The organism is Paenibacillus amylolyticus (assembly GCF_036894225.1).
Lineage (GTDB): Bacteria > Bacillota > Bacilli > Paenibacillales > Paenibacillaceae > Paenibacillus > Paenibacillus amylolyticus.
The window spans coordinates 2148275-2166583 of record NZ_CP145892.1 but is presented as its reverse complement, the minus strand read 5'-3'; the positions used below and the strand labels follow the sequence as shown (position 1 = coordinate 2166583).

At 46.9% G+C, this 18309-nt stretch carries 15 protein-coding genes; 2 read left to right on the top strand and 13 right to left on the bottom strand.

Annotated features, from left to right (window positions below):
• Positions 1-250 precede the first annotated feature (250 nt).
• Positions 251-1810: a histidine kinase N-terminal 7TM domain-containing diguanylate cyclase gene (locus V6668_RS09870; protein ID WP_036609826.1), complete on the top strand. Its 1560-nt coding sequence runs from the start codon at positions 251-253 to the stop codon at positions 1808-1810.
• A 263-nt stretch (positions 1811-2073) separates the two neighbouring features.
• Here V6668_RS09870 and V6668_RS09865 read toward each other — a convergent pair whose 3' ends face one another.
• From V6668_RS09865 to citZ, 4 genes are all read right to left on the bottom strand, one after another.
• Positions 2074-2499: a hypothetical protein gene (locus tag V6668_RS09865; RefSeq protein ID WP_017689485.1), complete on the bottom strand. Its 426-nt coding sequence runs from the start codon at positions 2497-2499 to the stop codon at positions 2074-2076.
• Positions 2500-2634: 135 nt separating this feature from the next.
• On the bottom strand, positions 2635-3576 hold the full coding sequence (gene mdh, locus V6668_RS09860) for a malate dehydrogenase (RefSeq protein ID WP_036609827.1): 942 nt from the start codon (positions 3574-3576) through the stop codon (positions 2635-2637).
• A 15-nt stretch (positions 3577-3591) separates the two neighbouring features.
• Positions 3592-4884: an NADP-dependent isocitrate dehydrogenase gene (gene icd, locus V6668_RS09855; RefSeq protein ID WP_036609828.1), complete on the bottom strand. Its 1293-nt coding sequence runs from the start codon at positions 4882-4884 to the stop codon at positions 3592-3594.
• Positions 4885-5031: 147 nt separating this feature from the next.
• On the bottom strand, positions 5032-6144 hold the full coding sequence (gene citZ / locus V6668_RS09850; RefSeq protein WP_338708293.1) for a citrate synthase: 1113 nt from the start codon (positions 6142-6144) through the stop codon (positions 5032-5034).
• A gap of 530 nt (positions 6145-6674) precedes the next feature.
• Here citZ and ytvI point away from each other — a divergent pair.
• Positions 6675-7793 (top strand): sporulation integral membrane protein YtvI, encoded by a 1119-nt coding sequence (gene ytvI / locus V6668_RS09845; RefSeq protein ID WP_036609832.1) that lies wholly within the window; start codon positions 6675-6677, stop codon positions 7791-7793.
• A gap of 100 nt (positions 7794-7893) precedes the next feature.
• On the opposite strand, the gene V6668_RS09840 is transcribed toward ytvI, so the two are convergent.
• The 9 genes from V6668_RS09840 to V6668_RS09800 all read right to left on the bottom strand — a co-directional run bounded on the left by V6668_RS09840 (position 7894) and on the right by V6668_RS09800 (position 18188).
• Positions 7894-8292 (bottom strand): FxsA family protein, encoded by a 399-nt coding sequence (locus tag V6668_RS09840; RefSeq protein WP_036609835.1) that lies wholly within the window; start codon positions 8290-8292, stop codon positions 7894-7896.
• 7 nt (positions 8293-8299) lie between these two features.
• Positions 8300-8836, bottom strand: coding sequence for an acyl-CoA thioesterase (locus V6668_RS09835; RefSeq protein WP_076318369.1), 537 nt, complete (start codon positions 8834-8836; stop codon positions 8300-8302).
• A gap of 101 nt (positions 8837-8937) precedes the next feature.
• A complete protein-coding gene (gene pyk, locus V6668_RS09830; RefSeq protein WP_017689492.1) occupies positions 8938-10365 on the bottom strand; it encodes a pyruvate kinase in 1428 nt (475 codons plus the stop codon).
• A 105-nt stretch (positions 10366-10470) separates the two neighbouring features.
• On the bottom strand, positions 10471-11502 hold the full coding sequence (locus tag V6668_RS09825; RefSeq protein WP_036609840.1) for an acetyl-CoA carboxylase carboxyltransferase subunit alpha: 1032 nt from the start codon (positions 11500-11502) through the stop codon (positions 10471-10473).
• Positions 11503-12396: an acetyl-CoA carboxylase, carboxyltransferase subunit beta gene (accD, locus tag V6668_RS09820; RefSeq protein ID WP_036609844.1), complete on the bottom strand. Its 894-nt coding sequence runs from the start codon at positions 12394-12396 to the stop codon at positions 11503-11505.
• 63 nt (positions 12397-12459) lie between these two features.
• Positions 12460-12594: a hypothetical protein gene (locus V6668_RS09815; RefSeq protein WP_255319678.1), complete on the bottom strand. Its 135-nt coding sequence runs from the start codon at positions 12592-12594 to the stop codon at positions 12460-12462.
• 207 nt (positions 12595-12801) lie between these two features.
• Positions 12802-12990, bottom strand: coding sequence for a hypothetical protein (locus V6668_RS09810; protein WP_017689496.1), 189 nt, complete (start codon positions 12988-12990; stop codon positions 12802-12804).
• A gap of 284 nt (positions 12991-13274) precedes the next feature.
• A complete protein-coding gene (locus V6668_RS09805; protein WP_036609851.1) occupies positions 13275-13766 on the bottom strand; it encodes a phosphatidylglycerophosphatase A family protein in 492 nt (163 codons plus the stop codon).
• Between the two features lie 309 nt (positions 13767-14075).
• Positions 14076-18188: a DNA polymerase III subunit alpha gene (locus tag V6668_RS09800; protein ID WP_338708292.1), complete on the bottom strand. Its 4113-nt coding sequence runs from the start codon at positions 18186-18188 to the stop codon at positions 14076-14078.
• Positions 18189-18309: the final 121 nt, after the last annotated feature.

The window sequence follows — 18309 nt, the reverse complement described above, 5'->3', positions numbered from 1 at the left end:
TGAACAGCAACTTAAGCCTCAGCGTGCTGTCTCTAATCGTTATTTACCACTCTCTTTAGATATCAAACAACCAATTTGCTTCAATGCCTGTTTGGCCAAAAATTCGAAATTTATTCGAAATTAGACTGTTTCATGATACAAAGTGTATTCCTATGCTGCTTGGGCTGATGTACAATGTACAGTATACTGATGTGCTTTAACTCTCATCTTTATTGGTTTAATCATTCTAACCTAACATGGAGACCTGACAATGGAATCGCATATTAATTCATATATAACACTCGTCGCTACTTCAGCCGTGCTGAATGTCTTTTTGTGTTTATATACCTATTTCAGAAGATCCGAGATTCCCAGTTCCAAAATATTCATTCTCTACACAGCAGCACTCTCCGTATATACTTTTGGTTATGCGATTGAGCTAGCCAGCAACACGCTGGAACAGATGATGTTTTGGACCACCGTGGAGTATATAGGCATGCCCTTCTCCGCATCTCTTGGCCTCATGTTGATGATAAAGTACACAGGAAAAACGTTATCCAAAAAGGTAACTGCCGCGCTGTTTGTAATCCCTTCCATTACCCTAGGTATGGTTGCAACCAATGACTTTCATCATCTATTTTATAAAAAAGTATGGCTGAGAGAAGATAGTCCCGTTCCTCTGATGGATATCGCAGTGGGTCAATGGTATGTTGTACATGGTGCATTCACCTTCTCCTGTCTGTTATGTGCCTGCCTCATTTTGATCGGACAATGGAGACACACCAAAAAGATGTATCGTCGTCAATTACTTACTCTCATTACTTCACAGATTATTCCTATGGTCGCAGCTTTTCTGTATTTGCTTGGTTTGACCCCCGGCGGGATGGACCCCGTACCCGTACTCATGTGTATCACATCTGCCATGTATATCTGGGCGATTCTATCCTCACGTCTACTAACCATCGTACCCATCGCCAAAGACAGTATTTTCGAGAGCATGCGTGAAGGTGTTATTGTACTGGATAGCTTCAATCGACTGGTCGATTACAACAGATCTCTGCGTGACATGTTGCCAGAGCTTAATACAACCATGATTGGCCAACCCTTGGATGATATCTGGCTTAATCTTGCTGGAAAGACATTTCCCGTTGAATACGGAAGAGAAGGATTGCAAACGGATCTGTACTGGCAGTTAAATGGAGAGACCGTCTGTTATCAGGTCAGGACATCTTACGTATATAACAAGGATGCACAGACTGTGGGCAGTCTAATTATGTTAATTGATATAACGGAACAACGCTTCTTGCAAGAACAGTTGAAACAACTGGCTTATTTCGATGGTCTGACCAAAATCTATAATCGCACTCAATTTTTGCATAGAGGACGGGAGATTTTGAGTGAAGCTCAGCTTAATCCGCAACCTGTTTCATTTATTTTATTTGATATTGATTACTTTAAACGTATTAACGATACGTACGGGCATGATGTTGGCGATCAGGCCATCATTCATGTGGTCTCTGTCTGTAATCGATATTTAAGCCCTGAGATGTTATTTGCCCGTTATGGAGGAGAGGAGTTTGTCATCGCTCTTCCGAATACCTCGCTTCAAGAAGCCGAGAAACTTGCCGAACAACTGAGAGTTGCCTTGTTGAATGACCCCCTGGATGTTAAGGGAGTGCCTATTACGCTCACCTCAAGCTTTGGTATTGCCCAGTACAATGGAGGGTCAGATTCGCTGGAGTCCTTGTTACGCGATGCTGATACTGCCTTGTACGAATCCAAGCGTAATGGTCGAAATGCAGTGCGGGCGTATACTGTGAGTACATCCTAACCAATGTAGACCTTGTCAGATAAATATGTATGATGATATGTATGGTAGTGATCCCTCTAGTTCCAGTTCAAATAAACCGAGGACTGCTGATTTCATCTTGGTAATAACAAAAAATAGACAGCCAATGAGGCTGTCTATTTTTTGTTTGTTTCAACGAAACACCATCTTACATCTCATCCGGCTTGTCCTAAGTACGTCTGCAAACGCTTAACCAACAACTAACAATACATCTTCATAAGGTGGATTAACCGTCCGCAACGCATTTAGATCACCTGATTATTCACCATCAGGTACACCATGATTAGCAAGAATACAGCCAGAAGTGTACTGAACATACGGATCTTGCTTTGCTCAGGACCCACATCACGTTTGTTTTTCACACCTTCTGCAGCGAGTCGCAGCGGTTTACCCATAATTCCTCCAATAGCCGCAATAGCCAAGAGCAGAACAACAACGACAGCCATCCAGACATGAGAATACTCACCTTTGGTCATCAGGTAACCACCAGTAAGAAGTTGGATTACAAGTCCATACTGCGCGACTTTGTTCAAAGAACGAAGTGATGCAAAGGCTCCCTCTTGTGCTGCGGCATTCAAAGTACGGATTTTACCGACCACAAATGGCAGAATCAAATAGAATCCCATCGCCAGTGCTCCAACAATATGGAGCAAATACATAATCATTGTCAAAATTTTCATCCTCCTCAACATTTTCGGTGTGCTATACATCACATCCCATTATACTGGGGAACTTATCCAAAGAAAAGAAAACCTCCGGGTTTACCGGAGGTTTTCTTTTAGCTTCTGTTCAAAAAGTTTTCAAACTTACAGGTTTACTACCGAAATGACGTTGCGAACCGAATCAGCAGATTTGTCCAATCCTGCTTTTTCTTCCGCTGTCAGGTCAAGTTCGAATATTTTCTCAATGCCATTACCACCCAAAATGGTTGGTACACCGAGGAACAGATCATTATAGCCATATTCACCTTCAAGATAAGCGATCACTGGAATGATACGTTTCTTGTCCTTCAAAATCGCTTCGGTCATCTGAACAAGCGAAGCTGCTGGTGCATAATAGGCACTGCCGTTACCCAGCAAATTCACAATCTCGCCTCCGCCAACACGTGTGCGTTGAACAATGGACTCAATGCGGTCTGCCGGAATCAACGTATCGATCGGAATACCACCTACACTCGAATAACGAACGAGTGGCACCATGTCGTCTCCGTGGCCGCCAAGAACGAATCCACGAACATCTTCAACAGATACGTTCAACTCTTGCGCAATGAAGGTACAATAACGTGCTGTATCCAGAACACCTGACTGACCGATAACACGGTTTTTAGGAAAACCAAGGGTCTGATAAGCTGCATAAGTCATCGCATCCACCGGGTTGCTTAGAATAATGACGATGGAATCAGGGCAATATTTTTTCACATTTTCACAAACGGACTTCACGATACCCGCATTCGTATTGACCAGATCGTCGCGGCTCATACCCGGTTTACGGGCGATGCCAGCGGTGATGATTACAATCTCAGAACCTGCAGTATCTTCGTAGTTGGAAGTACCGACGATATGACTGTCAAATCCTTGAACAGGACTTGCTTCCATCATATCGAGTGCTTTCCCCTTCGTCGGGTTCTCCAGTTGAGGAATATCAACCAGTACAACATCCCCGAGTTCTTTTTGGGCAAGCATTAATGCGGTCGTAGCACCGGTAAAACCGGCGCCGACTACTGTGATTTTTTTGCGCTGAATAGTCAAGATTCACATCTCCCCTTACAGGTTTTTAATGATTTGATCCGCGAATTCAGAACATTTCACTTCAGTAGCGCCGTCCATCAGACGTGCAAAGTCATACGTTACTGTTTTATTGTTAATGGATGTTTCCATACCTTTGTAGATCAGGTTAGCTGCTTCTTGCCATCCCAAGTGCTCAAGCAACATTACTCCGGACAGAATAACGGAACCAGGGTTCACGACATCTTTGTCCGCGTATTTAGGTGCAGTACCGTGAGTTGCTTCGAAGATAGCATGTCCTGTTACGTAGTTGATGTTCGCTCCAGGAGCGATACCAATTCCGCCAACTTGCGCTGCAAGTGCATCGGACAGATAGTCACCGTTCAGGTTCAATGTTGCGATAACATCAAATTCGCCTGGACGAGTCAATACTTGTTGCAGAGCGATATCGGCAATCGCATCTTTTACGATGATTTTACCAGCATCTTCAGCAGCTTTTTGTGCTGCATTCGCTGCATCTGTACCTTCGTTTTCTTTGATGATGTCGTATTGTGCCCATGTGAATACTTTGTCAGCGAACTCTTCTTCAGCCACTTCATATCCCCAGTTTTTGAAGGCACCTTCTGTGAATTTCATGATATTACCTTTGTGTACCAGTGTAACCGTCTTACGGTTATGGTCAATTGCATACTGCACAGCTGCACGTACCAGACGTTTCGAACCTTCGGAAGAAACTGGTTTGATACCAATACCGGAAGTCTCAGGGAAACGGATTTTGTTAGCACCCATTTCCTGTTGAAGGAACTGGATCACTTTTTTCACTTCTTCAGAACCTTCAGCATACTCGATTCCTGCATAGATATCTTCCGTATTCTCACGGAAAATGACCATGTCTACCAACTCAGGACGTTTAACCGGAGAAGGTACACCGTCGAAATAACGAACAGGACGCAAGCATGTGTACAGGTCAAGCTCTTGACGCAGGGCTACGTTCAGGGAACGGATACCGCCACCGATTGGCGTAGTCAATGGTCCTTTGATCGCTACGATATACTCGCGAATGGCTTCCAGTGTATCATTCGGCAACCACTCACCGTATGTATCGAATGCTTTTTGTCCAGCAAACACTTCATACCATGCGATTTTTTTGTTGCCATCATAAGCTTTTTCAACAGCTGCATCCAATACACGTTTGGAAGCTTTCCAGATATCACGGCCTGTACCGTCACCTTCGATAAATGGAATGATTGGATTACTAGGTACTTGAAGTGTACCGTTATCAATTTGGATTTTTTCGCCTTCAGTTGGGTGAGCAAATTTTTCTAATTTCATAGTTAAAATTCCTCCTAGGTTTCGTATATGCAGTATTCATCATACCACTAGTCTTGTTGAGAGAAGGGTCCTGAGAGCTTAAGCCAGTAAAGCCTCTGCTTTCCAACCCTTCACCTCGTCCATATTATTATACTGTTTTTGCGGCTATTAGCGAAGTTCAATAGAAACGTATTTCTGTTCTGTAGGACCAGTGTACTCCGCACGTGGACGAATGATGCGATTGTCCGCAAGCTGTTCCAAAATATGCGCAGTCCATCCAGACACCCGGCTGATGGCAAAGATCGGAGTGAATAATTCCTGTTCGATCTCCAGTTGGGTATATACAGAAGCAGAATAGAAGTCTACGTTAGGCTTCAGTCCTTTTTGTCCTGTTACCAGTTCCTCGATCTTCACAGACATATCATACAAACGCGTATCATTGTTCATCTCGCCAAGTTCCTTGGACATCTTCTGTAGATGTTTGGCGCGTGGATCACCGTTTTTGTACACCCGATGTCCAAAGCCCATGATTTTTTCACGATTATTCAGTTTTTCCTGAATTGCCGCTTCAAGACGATCTGGCGTACCGATCTCATTCAACATTTTCATAACGGCTTCATTAGCACCGCCATGCAGTGGTCCCTTCAGTGCGCCAATGGCGGAAGTTACACCGGAATAGATATCTGACAGCGTCGCAACCGTTACACGGGCTGCAAATGTCGACGCGTTTAACTCGTGATCCGCATGCAGGACAAGGGCTTGATCCAATGCTTTCACTGCGGTCTCGGATGGTTCTTCACCAGTCATCATATATAAAAAGTTCTCTGCGATGGAAGCGCCTTCTTTTGGAGCCACAGGTTCTTTGCCCTGACGGATACGGGCGATGGCTGCCACAATCGTTGGCAACTGTGCTTGCAACTTAACCGCTTTGTTCTCATTCGCTTCCGTTGTCATCTCATCCGCTTGCTCATCGTACAGTGCAAGTGCAGAGACAACGGAACGAAGTGCTGCCATGGTACTGACGTTTTTCGGATACAATTGGATTTGTGCAATCAACTCGCTCGGAATCGGCGCGTAATCGCTCAGGCTTTTACGAAGGGATTTCAGTTCATCCGTTGTTGGCAATTTACCAAACCACAACAAATAGGCAACTTCTTCAAAGCTGGCATGTTCAGCCAAATCGTCGATATCGTAACCACGGTATGTGAGCACACCGTCTACAATAGAACTGATCGAAGAGGTTGTCGCAACGATGCCTTCCAGACCTTTGGTAGCTGTCATATTACATCTCTCCTTTAATAAGCGAAATCAGGAACCATTCCAGAGTGTCATATAAGTGCCAAAATGCACCTATTCTCTTTTTGTAAACATTTTCATTTTAAAATTAACAAATATTTCAAACTACGGTTTTCCTATCTGTCAATCGGTATTTACTTATAACATCATACTGGATTTTGTCGTTTATGTGAACATGATGAGAGTTCATTCGCACATCAAACTTCTTTATCGGTCCGATAAAGCATTTTTGAAAGCCTTTACAAAAACAAGGTTGACATTTAATGTTTTTTAACCAATCCTGTCGTATGAGAACTTTCTATTGCTATATTCTGTAATACTAAGGCATACTCTAGGCAAAAGAAAGAATCCCCATAGATCTTGTTCAAAAATCCGCTTTTGAACAAGATCTGGTAACATCCCGGCGTTTCAAAACCTTGTAAATGCTCTATATTAATTAAGATAGCCATCTATTTTTAATACTGCTTCATGGATCATACATAGGTCGGCTTAATTGAAATAAGGAGAGTTGATGCTTGGATAGAATAATAATGAAACGCCTGCTCCGTGGCTTATGGGTTATCATTGCGGCCGTTCTGATCGCCGTTGCCATATACTTGCTGTTCCCGCTCTTGTACCCTTTTGCGATTGCCTGGATTATCGCCTATGCCATGAATCCGTTAGTGAAACTGCTTCAGCATCGAGCACGATTCCCGCGCTGGCTGGCTGTGACTCTTTCATTGATCCTTTATTTTGGAGCCATTGCGGTGGTGCTGTCTGCGGCGATTACCCGCATGGTAAAAGAAGTCATTTCACTTACGACAAGCTTTGATCTTCATGTTGATGAGATCAAGGACACGTTTGTGCGCTGGACCCAGAATGACACCATTCAAAGTTTGACTGCGCAGATCAATGAATTTTACAAGGAAAATCCCAACTACCAGGAAACCATCAACAGCAATATTAGTAAAACAACTGAAACGGTAGGTACAGCCGTCACAGATCTGGTCACCGGATTTTTCAACATGATTCTGAGTCTGCTGACTTCCCTGCCGAACATGGGCGCGGTATTAATCGTTGTTCTGTTGTCTACATTCTTCATTAGCAAAAGCTGGACCAGGCACAACATCACCGTATCGGGATGGGTACCCTCTTCCATTCGCAAGCCGATATCCGACATCTGGACCGACCTTAAGAAGGCACTGTTCGGATACGCAAGAGCACAATTGATCATGATCTCGATTACAGCACTATTCGTCATGATTGGACTGCTTATATTGCAAGTCAATTCAGCCTTCACCATCGCTCTGATGATTGGTTTGGTCGATCTGCTTCCTTATCTGGGTGTTGGCCTTATCATGGTGCCTTGGGCAGCGTACCTCTTTATGAATGGGGATCTGTATCTGGGCATTGGGATTAGTATTATCTATTTGATCTTATTGATCGCCCGTCAGATTATTGAACCGAAGGTACTTGCAAGCAGTGTAGGGCTCGACCCACTCGCCACGCTGGTTGGCATGTTTGTGGGTTTGAAGTTGTTCGGTGTTCTGGGCTTGATTATTGGCCCTGTCAGTCTCGTGATTCTCGATGCGTTCAATCGGGCTAACGTATTACGCGACCTCAGAACGTATATCATCAACGGACGTGTCCGATGAGGCATGACCTTATGAGCACCCAGGAAAATAGAAAAAGGCTTCGTTCAACAGAAATCATCTGTTGAGCGGAGCCTTTTCATTATGCAAAACAACTGGTGTTTCATTTCGGACGACGATAAAACGTAATTTTGCCACTTTTCATTTTTTTCTCCAGCCACCCCAGGAAGAACAGACGGTACACCGGACGTGTTAAAGGAAATACCAGTGTAAAGCCGATCAGATCCGTTACAAAGCCTGGAATCAAAAGCAAGAAACCACCGACAAAAATAAAAAGACCATCGACCATTTTTCTTCCAGGTACCTTGCCACGCTCCATCTCGGATTTGGCGTCCACAAGTACTTTTCGCCCTTCAAACTGCAACATTGCTATACCAATCAAGGACGTGAGAATCATGAGAAGCAATGTCTTTCCGGCTCCGATCCAGTCACTCATCAGAATAAAACCAAATAATTCAATCACCGGAATGATTAAGAGTAAAGCCCACATCCATTTTCGCATTGACGTATTACCCCTTTCCCGAAAGCCACACCTTTTCAAGCGCGCTGTATAACTCAGAGGCTGCCTTATCCAGCCGAACTGGCTTCCAGTCCCCATTCACCCATACATGCTGGGTAGAACCTGTAACTAGCCGTTCACCGGGGAGTGATTCATCAGTTGACCATACCCGTTCTCCAATCGCCATATGCTCATCAGGTTCTTCAGACATGCGTCTTACGTCATACTCATAATTCAGTCGCAGACCACTAAATGCAGCAATACGGGTGAAAATGATAATCTCATCATCATATCGGGCAGGCTTGTGATACTTCACATCCAGTCCGGTTACGGGAAGCAGTAACCCCTGTTCCTCCATTTTACGATATGTATACCCCATTTGGCGAATCATCTCAGTTCGACCGATTTCAAACCAATTCAAATAGTTCGCGTGGTAGACCACGCCCATCTGGTCACTTTCTTGATAGCGTACACGAAGACGTGCCGCATACCAGTTACCATTGCTCTGTTCTCGCACGTTATCGGCCTCCTTCGCTCTATCATTCATACGTGTTACCTCGTTGTAAAGTGTCAATAAGATGGAAAAAAAGCAACGGGACAATAAAGCCCCATTGCTTCTTTCCTGTTGCTTCTCCATCCAAGACGCTATTAAGCGTTGTTTGGAATTTGGCTTACTTTAATCAGGTTGGTAGAACCGGAACGACCCAAAGGTACACCTGCTGTGATCACAACCAGGTCTCCTTCTTTAACAAGTCCGGATTTTACGCCGCCTTCAATTGCATTCTCGAACAAAGCATCCGTGGAATCAACCAGTCTTCCTTTGACAGGAGTTACACCCCAAGCCAGAGCCAAACGACGGGAAGTTCTGTCTTCCGTTGTCACAGCGATGATTGGAGATTCTGGACGATACTTGGAAATCATGCGTGCAGTATGTCCTGATTCAGTCGAAGTAATGATCGCTTTTGCGTTCAAATCTTGAGCTTGGAGAGCAACCGATTGGCTGATTGCTTCTGTAACTGTTGTTTGTTGAGCAACACGTTGTTTCAGGTACAACTCTTGGTATGGCAGAGCAGATTCTGCTTTTTCAGCAATACGGGACATGGTCAGAACAGATTCAACTGGGTATTTACCCGCAGCTGTCTCACCGGACAACATGATTGCGTCCGTACCGTCGAAGATCGCATTCGCCACGTCACTTGCTTCCGCACGTGTTGGACGCGGGTTACGCTGCATGGAATCCAGCATTTGTGTAGCTGTGATAACCGGTTTACCTGCAACGTTACATTTTTGGATCATGCGTTTTTGTACCAATGGTACTTCTTCCGCAGGAATCTCAACACCCAGGTCTCCACGAGCAACCATCAGGCCGTCAGACACTTCAAGGATTTCGTCGAGGTTATCGACACCTTGTTGGTTTTCGATTTTGGAGATGATTTGGATATGTCCAGCATTGTGTTTTTCAAGCAATTCACGAATCTCAAGTACGTCACTTGCTTTACGTACAAAAGAAGCCGCGATGAAATCGACACCTTGTTCGATACCAAATACGATATCGTTAGCGTCTTTTTCGGTGATACCCGGTAGAGAAATGGCAACGCCCGGAACGTTAACACCTTTTTTGCTTTTGATCGATCCGCCGTTAACGATACGGCATTTGATCTCGGTGCCTTGCACTTCCACCACAGTCAGTCCGATCAGACCGTCGTCGATCAGAATTGTAGATCCCGGTTCAACATCATTCGGAAGATCTGTATACGTAATGGAAAGACGTTCTTTGGTTCCCAGAATTTCTTCTGTTGTCAAAGTGATGTACTCGTCTTGAACCAATTCGATCGGTTCAACTTCGAGTTTACCTGTCCGAATTTCCGGTCCTTTGGTGTCCAGCAGGATCGCTACTGTTTTGTTCAATTCTTCGCATGCTTGGCGAATCGCAATGATCCGTCCGCCGTGCTCATCGAAATCACCGTGAGAGAAGTTCAGACGGGCCACATTCATACCGGCCATAATCAATTTTTTGGTGTTCTCCAGAGATTCACTGGATGGACCAATGGTACATACAATTTTCGTTTTACGCATTTTGGGTTTCCTCCGATTTTAAAGGTATTACTCTTTATCTATTTTTCTTTTTCCAACTATTAAATTTACTATACTTTTGCTCATTTGTATAGGAAATTCGTCACATTATTCAGCATTTCCCGACAAATTACTCGCAACATCGACTTTTACAAGCTCTTGAGGGGCTTCAATGGATGCTTGAGGTTCAAACGTGACCGATCCAATTTTACGGAATTTCTCATAACGATCCTGTTTCAGCTGATCCCCGCTCCAACCCTTCATATCGTCGAGATGACGGACCAAAGCTTCACTGATGAAAGCAGCAGACGCTTCATAATCCCGATGAGCACCGCCGCGTGGCTCAGGGACAATCTCTTCAATGACTTCCATCTCCAACAGGTCTTTGGCTGTTATTTTCATTGCTTCAGCCGCCTGATCTGCCTTGGATGCATCCTTCCAGAGAATCGAAGCAGCGCCGTTCGGAGAGATTGCAGAATAGATCGCATGTTCCAGCATCAACACACGATTACCCACAGCCATAGCGAGGGCACCGCCGCTTCCACCTTCGCCGATGACCACAACAATAACAGGAACCGATAGCTTCGCCATTTCCATCAGGTTGCGAGCAATCGCTTCCGATTGACCTCTCTCTTCTGCAGTATTACCCGGATACGCCCCTTTAGTATCAATAAACGTAATAATAGGACGGCCAAATTTGTTCGCTTGTTTCATCAGACGAAGTCCTTTTCGGAAACCTTCTGGATGAGCGCTGCCGAAAAAGCGGGCGATATTATCCTTCGTGTCTTTCCCCCGCTGTTGTCCGATTACCGTTACTGTCTTTCCATTCAACTTGGCAAGTCCGCCAACAACCGCAAGATCGTCTCCGAACATGCGATCACCGTGCAGCTCAATGAAGTCCGTAAATATCAGCTGGATCAGGTCCAGCGCCGTTGGGCGCTGCTGATGACGGGCCAGATGCATCTTCTGAGCTGCTGTTATGCCAGTGTAGATCTCTTCTTCAAGTCTATGGTAACGTTCTTCCAGGCGGGCAATCTCGTCCGTGAAGTCGATCCCTTTTTCCTGTCCAAACTGTACGAGTTCATCAATCTTTTTGCGCATCTCAACCAGAGGCGCTTCATATGGCAACTCACCCGCCATTTAGACCCCTCCTTTTTCACTATGCATATCCAGAAGCTTGCCAAGAGTGGCCCGAAGCTCTTTCCGGTGCACAACCATGTCCAACTGACCATGTTGCATATTAAATTCAGCCGTCTGGAAATCATCAGGTAACTTCTGACGGATCGTCTGTTCGATAACGATTCTGCCGGCAAAACCAAATACAGCGCCAGGTTCGGCAATGTTAATATCGCCCAAGCTCGCAAAACTTGCCGAGACTCCACCTGTCGTTGGGTCCGTAATGACCGAAATGTACAGCCCGCCCTGTTCATCCAAACGGGATAAAGCTGCGCTTGTTTTAGCCATTTGCATGAGGCTAAGAATACTCTCTTGCATCCGGGCACCACCTGATGTTGAGAAAATAATCAATGGTAACCGTTTCTCTGTGGCATGCTCAATGGCACGGGTAATTTTCTCCCCTACAACAGAACCCATGCTGCCTGTGAAGAAATCAAAGCTCATGACAGCCACAACTACAGGCAGGCCATCAATGGTTCCTTCCCCTGTAATTACCGCTTCCTTCAGGCCCGATTTCAGACGCTGTTGTTCCAATTTGTTGCTATATCCAGGAAAGCCAAGTGGATCAACCGATATCATATCAGCATCAAACTCAACAAATCCTTGATCATCAAGTACCATAGCAATGCGCTCCATAGCGTTAAGACGCATATGGTAACCGCAGGCAGGACATACTTTCAGATTTTTCTCCAATTCCTTGCTATATTGAATCGTGCCGCATTTGCTGCACTTGTTCATAAGCCCTTCAGGTATTTCACGTTTTGGGCGTTCTAGGACTTCCTGGCCTTCGCCGGGAAGTGCACGCTCGGAAGGTATGGTAGCGTACTTCCGTTTCTTCTGGAATATATCTTTGAACACAACTACACCTCTCCAGCCGTTGATTTGATGGCCGCAACCTGCAGAGCGCTGCTTGTGGCAGCTTCATCCGCGTGTTACGGTAAACCGCTTACGACCCACACGCTGCCATGGGCCTTGTCCAGCATTCACAACAAAAAAATCCGCCGGTACAGGGCAAGGATCACCGGCTTCTGTCAGCACGATTGATGTTACCTGCAAAAACCGAAAGATTGTTGCGCCGATGTTTGAATCTATCTTGGTAGGGTCTCCGGGAGCAACCAGGTCGGTCCTTGTCCTAACAAAAAAAGAAGGAAGGACAGCAGCATACAATACATGCAAGTCGATTCCTCTCTCCGCTTACGCGATTAGTCCCTTATGTACCGATGGTACTTCTTCATCTGCCAAGGCACGTTGATGTCGAACAAATCAGGAATGCAGAATGGAATTCAGCACTTCCTGGACCTCTTCCAATTCCCCAGAAGGGACGCGAATCTCAAATTGCTGCTTGGATAAACTGATGGGACGGGTCTGTACCAGAAAACCTTCTTCCGAAAGCTTGGTCTTGATCTTGTCCGCAACCTTTGCTGTCGGTGCAATGTAAATCACCGTCCACATGCCTTGTCCGCCCCCTAAGCTAATGTTCAGAGCCCGTATATTGGACTAATGATAACATACCTCACTTTTTTTCTGCAAGAAAGGGTTCGGGACCTTTGGGGAGAATTTGGGATCATGAGGGACATTAGTCCCCCACGAATAACTCATATGGTTGACGAAATCTTCTTGTTCATACCTCTTCCATAAGTAGCCGCAAGCTTATCAGGGCAGCGTCAGCCGCCCTTGAAGACCTTCATATGAGCCATTAGATTGACCATAACAGACAAGCATGGAAATACAGGGGGTTAAAGGTCTGAGGGGTATTTTTTGGCTTTAATATTTTTGTGTGCAATCCGGGCAGAAGCCGCAGCAGCCACCCCTGCGACCAGATCATCCAAAAAGACATGAATGGCTGTTGTGTGTTCGTTCAAATCATGAATTACACCTATTTTTTCTTTATCCAGGTAACCAAAGCTGGTTAAACCAATCATACCATACACATGAGTAATGCCGAGGGCCAGAGTCTCGTCCACTCCATACAGGGATTCATCCGCTTCCATAATAGCCTGTAACGGTTGGGGCAAAAGTTTTTTCTCCGCAAGTTCGTCGAGAGCAATACCCGTATAGAGCGTATATTGCACCTCTCGTTTCTGCAGAACGGATTTCACGCTGGTTACACAGTCGTCCAAGGTCAGTTCGGGGTGGTACCCTTTTTGCAGACGGTATACAATTGCTGCGATTGCATCAATCCGTACACCCCGCCGGGCCAGCATGGCTTCTACGATTTCATATGACATATCTCGACCTCCCGCATCAATCCCCCGAGGACCACGAGGTCCTTCGGTGTTCTCAAGTGTATGCAGCAACCTGTTAAAATGTTCATAAAATGTGCGGATGGTTAAGACCAGTCGCAGCCTAAACCTGTTTCAGGATTGTACATTCCGCTCTGGTCTGTAGCTGGCCTATAACAAGTCTGCAATTTGTTTGTTTAAACCCTGTCGTCAGGGAACCGAGCTCGCACTAAAATAATCAAAAAAAACCTGTTCAGCATTGAGCCAAACAGGTTTCATACTATGGATAAGTGCTATCACTTACGGGACAGCCTCTTATTTAATTTTGACCGTGCCTTCACCCAGCATTTTCTCCATCTCGGAGAACAAGGTTGGTGATGGCTTAATCCGGTAGGCATCACTCAGCGCAAGCAGCTTCTGCTGTTGCTCATAGAAGAGCACTGTCGCCACAGGTCCGGGATGCTCCTGAAGCAACTGCTTCAGACGTGCCAGAAGCTCAGGCTTCTCCGCATGCGGGGCAATCTTCACGAACACCCGCTGCTCCACAGCCCGCGGTTCACGGCTCTGCTCCGGGCTGCCTGCCGCCTCAGCGGCACCGCCAGGCCGGGAAGCCGCCGCCGTGGTTGCGCCCGTACCCGCCGCATCGTTGCGCGTCGCTGCCGAGCCTTGGCTCCCGTTGCTACGCACAGCGGAAGCATCCCCGCCTGCGCCCGCTGGTCGCCGCGGCGAAGCCGCCTGCGCAGGACGCGAAGAGCTACCGCTGCCGGGCTTGACGCGCCGGTCACGGTTGCGCAGTTGCTGCTCCAGTGCCGCCGGTGACAACGGCACCACTTCCTCAGCCAGCAGCTTAAACCCTTCGTCCTGCTGCTGCACTTTGGCACGCACGACGAGCAGTTCACCTTTCCCGACATGTTGCTGGCTACGCCGCCATACCTCGGGAAAGAGAACCACTTCACAGCGTTCAATCTGGTCTTCCAGCTCCATGAACGCCATAGCCTTGCCCTGTTTCGTCGTAATCGACTTCACAGACACAACCATACCCGCTGCGACGGTCATCGTATCGTCTGCCGCCTCGGTTAATTCCATGATTCGGTCAGCCCCACTCGATTCCAGCACATCTTCATAGTCATCCAGAGGATGCCCAGAGAGATACAAACCTAACAACTCTCGCTCTAGTTCCAGTTGCTGCCCTGAGGAATAAGGAGGAATTTCCGGATATTCAATCTCCCAGTTTGGCGTCTCAACAAAGTCGAACAATTGAATCTGCAGATCCTCACGTTCCTTGCGCCATTTCAACGCTGCTTCAACAGTCTCATCCAGCATCGCCAGCAATTGGGCCCGGTGCCCAGGTAATGTGTCAAAAGCTCCGGCCTGGATCAGCGATTCAATCACACGTTTGTTGCATACACGCAAATCCACACGACGACAAAAATCGAGCAAACTGTCGAACGGTCTCTCCTGCCTTACGATCATAATGCTTTCCATTGCCTGGGTACCGACATTTTTCACAGCGGCCAGACCAAATCGTATTGCACCCGTTAATTTTTCCTCATCCGAATTATCATCAGACACTGCAACGTTCTTCTCCACAGAGGACAGTTCCCCTTGCTCCGCGCGCGAGGAAGAGGCCTCTTGTCCCTCGTCATTACCATTTTCCATTGAAGAAGCCGTCACCAATCCCGGTTCCTTCCGGTTGTCGGATGCCTCAGGCATGGATGTCGCTGCCTGCCACTCATATCCACCACCGTCCTCTTCCGGTCCAGGACCGGGATCATCCGGTAGAGGTGCTTCACCATATTCGGTTTGTCCCGAATGCCCATCATGCTCATGAACGCGATCTTCCCTGAAGGAACCCACGTTAACATTCGTGGCATGTTCTTCGGCAGGGCTTCCAGCGTCATTCTCTGCATCTGCTCCCGCAGTCTGCTGCGATGCATTGCTCTGATCCCCGGTTCCTGCGCTGCCGGACGGCACAAATACAGGTGTAAACAGAATACCGCTCTCATTCACATCCGGCGGAAGCACCTCCATGTCCATACGCCGACATTCCACCACGTACTCTGCCACTTTCCGATGACTGCCCATTACGGCTGTTAACATGGATGCCATAAAATGAACCGGATAATGCGCCTTCAGATACGCCGTCTGGAACGCAAGCACACCATATGCCGCGGCATGAGCACGCGGGAAGCCATAGTTGGCAAACTTGACGATCATATCATAGACCAGGTCTGCCTCTTCTTCGCTATACCCTTGTTTCAGGCTGCCTTGTACAAAGTGTCCACGCTCCAGATCCAGCACTTCCCGTTTCTTCTTGGAGACCGCTCTGCGGAGCAAATCTGCCTCACCCAGCGAGAAACCCGCCATCCGGGAGGCTATCTGCATGATCTGTTCCTGATACACGATGATCCCGTACGTATCTTTCAGGATAGGCTCCAGATCCACATGGGGGTAATCCACTTCAATCTGTCCATGCTTGCCCTGAATGTATTTGGATATGAACTCCATCGGACCCGGACGGTACAAGGCAAGTACAGAGATTACATCTTCAAAACTACTTGGCTTCATCTCTTTCAGCACACGGCGTACCCCGGCAGATTCCAGTTGGAATATGCCCATCGTGTCCCCTCGCCCAAGCATCTCGTACGTTAACGGATCATCATCGGGGATAAGGCGGAAATCCGGAATTTCTCCATGTTCCCCAATCCAGCGTACACACCGCTCAATGATTGAGAGGGTACGCAAACCAAGAAAGTCCATCTTAAGCAGCCCAATAGACTCCAGGTTTTCCATGGAATACTGGGTTAACGCTGTCCCTTCACTGCCCTCCTGAAGTGGCACTGCATCGGTCAGCGGGTCACGGGAGATAACCACTCCCGCAGCATGGGTCGAAGCATGACGTGGCATGCCCTCGACCTTCATCGCCATATCCAACAGCTCACGTGTCTTAGGCTTGGTTTCATAGAGCGCCTTCAGCTCAGGTGTAGCTTCCATGGCCCGCTCGATGTTAATACCAAGTTGAGCCGGAATCAGCTTTGCAGCCTTGTCCACTTCGCCATAAGGCACATTCAGGGCCCGCCCAACATCACGTACGGCTGCACGGGCAGCCATCGTTCCAAACGTAATGATCTGGGCGACATGGGCTTTGCCATATTTATGCGCGACATAATCAATGACCTCATCCCGCCGCTCATCGCTGAAGTCAATATCAATATCCGGCATAGAGATCCGCTCGGGATTCAGGAATCGTTCGAAGAGCAGGTTGTATTTCATCGGATCAACATCGGTAATATGCAAAGTGTACGCTACCAGACTACCTGCCGAGGAGCCCCGGCCCGGTCCAGTAACAATGCCTTGTTTATGCGCATAGGCGATAAAATCCCAAACAATCAAAAAATAATCCGAGAATCCCATGCTGTCGATTATACCCAGCTCATACGCCAATCGTTGTTCGAGTTCGGATCGAAGCTCTGCATCTGTCCAACGTGTGGACTGCGCATAACGCTCCTCCATTCCTTCTTCGCACAGCTGACGCAGATACACCGAAGGGCTGAGTCCATCAGGAAGCGGTCTGTATTCCGGCAAAATCGATTTGCCAAATTCCAGCTTCAACTCACAGGAATCCGCAATGCGGACGGTGTTTGCCAGAGCTTCCGGTACATGAGGAAACAAACGAGCCATCTCTTCTTCACTTTTCAAATAGAGCTGATTGGTTCCAATTCGGAGCCGATTCTCATCATCCACGGTCTTGCCCGTTCCGATACAGATCAATACATCCTGAAGCTCCGCATCCTCTTCGGACAGATAATGAGCATCATTGGTGGCTACAAGCGGAATCTCCAGCTCGGCAGCCAGTTTGATCAAATGTGGATTTACCCTTTTTTGCTCCGACAGCCCGTGATCCTGAAGTTCCAGATAGAAGTCGTCACCAAAAATATTTTTGTAGCGTAACGCCGCACGTCTCGCCTCTTCTTCTCGTCCATGCAGTAAATGTTGTGGTACTTCACCACCAAGACACGCACTTAGACAGATAATGCCCTCGTGATGGGCAGCCAGACTTTCCATATCTACACGGGGTTTGTAATGAAAACCTTCGAGATGTCCAATCGAGCACAATTTCATCAGATTTCGGTAACCCGTCATATTTTTGGCTAACAAAATCAAATGATGAATCGGTTGATCCTTGCGGCTTCCCCGCTCTTTGCGGGACCCTGCTGTCATGTATGCCTCGCACCCTATAATCGGCTTGATGCCTCGTTCAACGCAGGCTTTATAGAAAGGAATAGCACCATACATCACGCCATGGTCGGTCAGCGCCAGTGTTGTCATTCCGAGATCTGCGGCTTTGCCCACGAGATCCGGAATACGCGCAGCGCCGTCCAGCAAACTGTATTCGCTGTGAACGTGCAAATGCACAAAAGAACTCATGTTTTTTTCTTCCTTTCCCCACTAAAGACATTCCATTAAAAATCTATAAATAAAAGACGTATGCTAAACTTTGCAAAAACGTGTGACTGGGAACAAAAAAAGAGAGGTAACAGATATATCA

Coding starts and splice junctions, on each gene's coding strand:
- V6668_RS09835 (WP_076318369.1), bottom strand. CDS start 8,836: ATGAATGATAGAGCGAAGGAGGCCGATAACGTGCGAGAACAGAGCAAT.
- citZ (WP_338708293.1), bottom strand. CDS start 6,144: ATGACAGCTACCAAAGGTCTGGAAGGCATCGTTGCGACAACCTCTTCG.
- V6668_RS09870 (WP_036609826.1), top strand. CDS start 251: ATGGAATCGCATATTAATTCATATATAACACTCGTCGCTACTTCAGCC.
- V6668_RS09800 (WP_338708292.1), bottom strand. CDS start 18,188: ATGAGTTCTTTTGTGCATTTGCACGTTCACAGCGAATACAGTTTGCTG.
- V6668_RS09825 (WP_036609840.1), bottom strand. CDS start 11,502: ATGGCGGGTGAGTTGCCATATGAAGCGCCTCTGGTTGAGATGCGCAAA.
- V6668_RS09810 (WP_017689496.1), bottom strand. CDS start 12,990: ATGTGGACGGTGATTTACATTGCACCGACAGCAAAGGTTGCGGACAAG.
- icd (WP_036609828.1), bottom strand. CDS start 4,884: ATGAAATTAGAAAAATTTGCTCACCCAACTGAAGGCGAAAAAATCCAA.
- pyk (WP_017689492.1), bottom strand. CDS start 10,365: ATGCGTAAAACGAAAATTGTATGTACCATTGGTCCATCCAGTGAATCT.
- V6668_RS09805 (WP_036609851.1), bottom strand. CDS start 13,766: ATGTCATATGAAATCGTAGAAGCCATGCTGGCCCGGCGGGGTGTACGG.
- V6668_RS09840 (WP_036609835.1), bottom strand. CDS start 8,292: ATGCGAAAATGGATGTGGGCTTTACTCTTAATCATTCCGGTGATTGAA.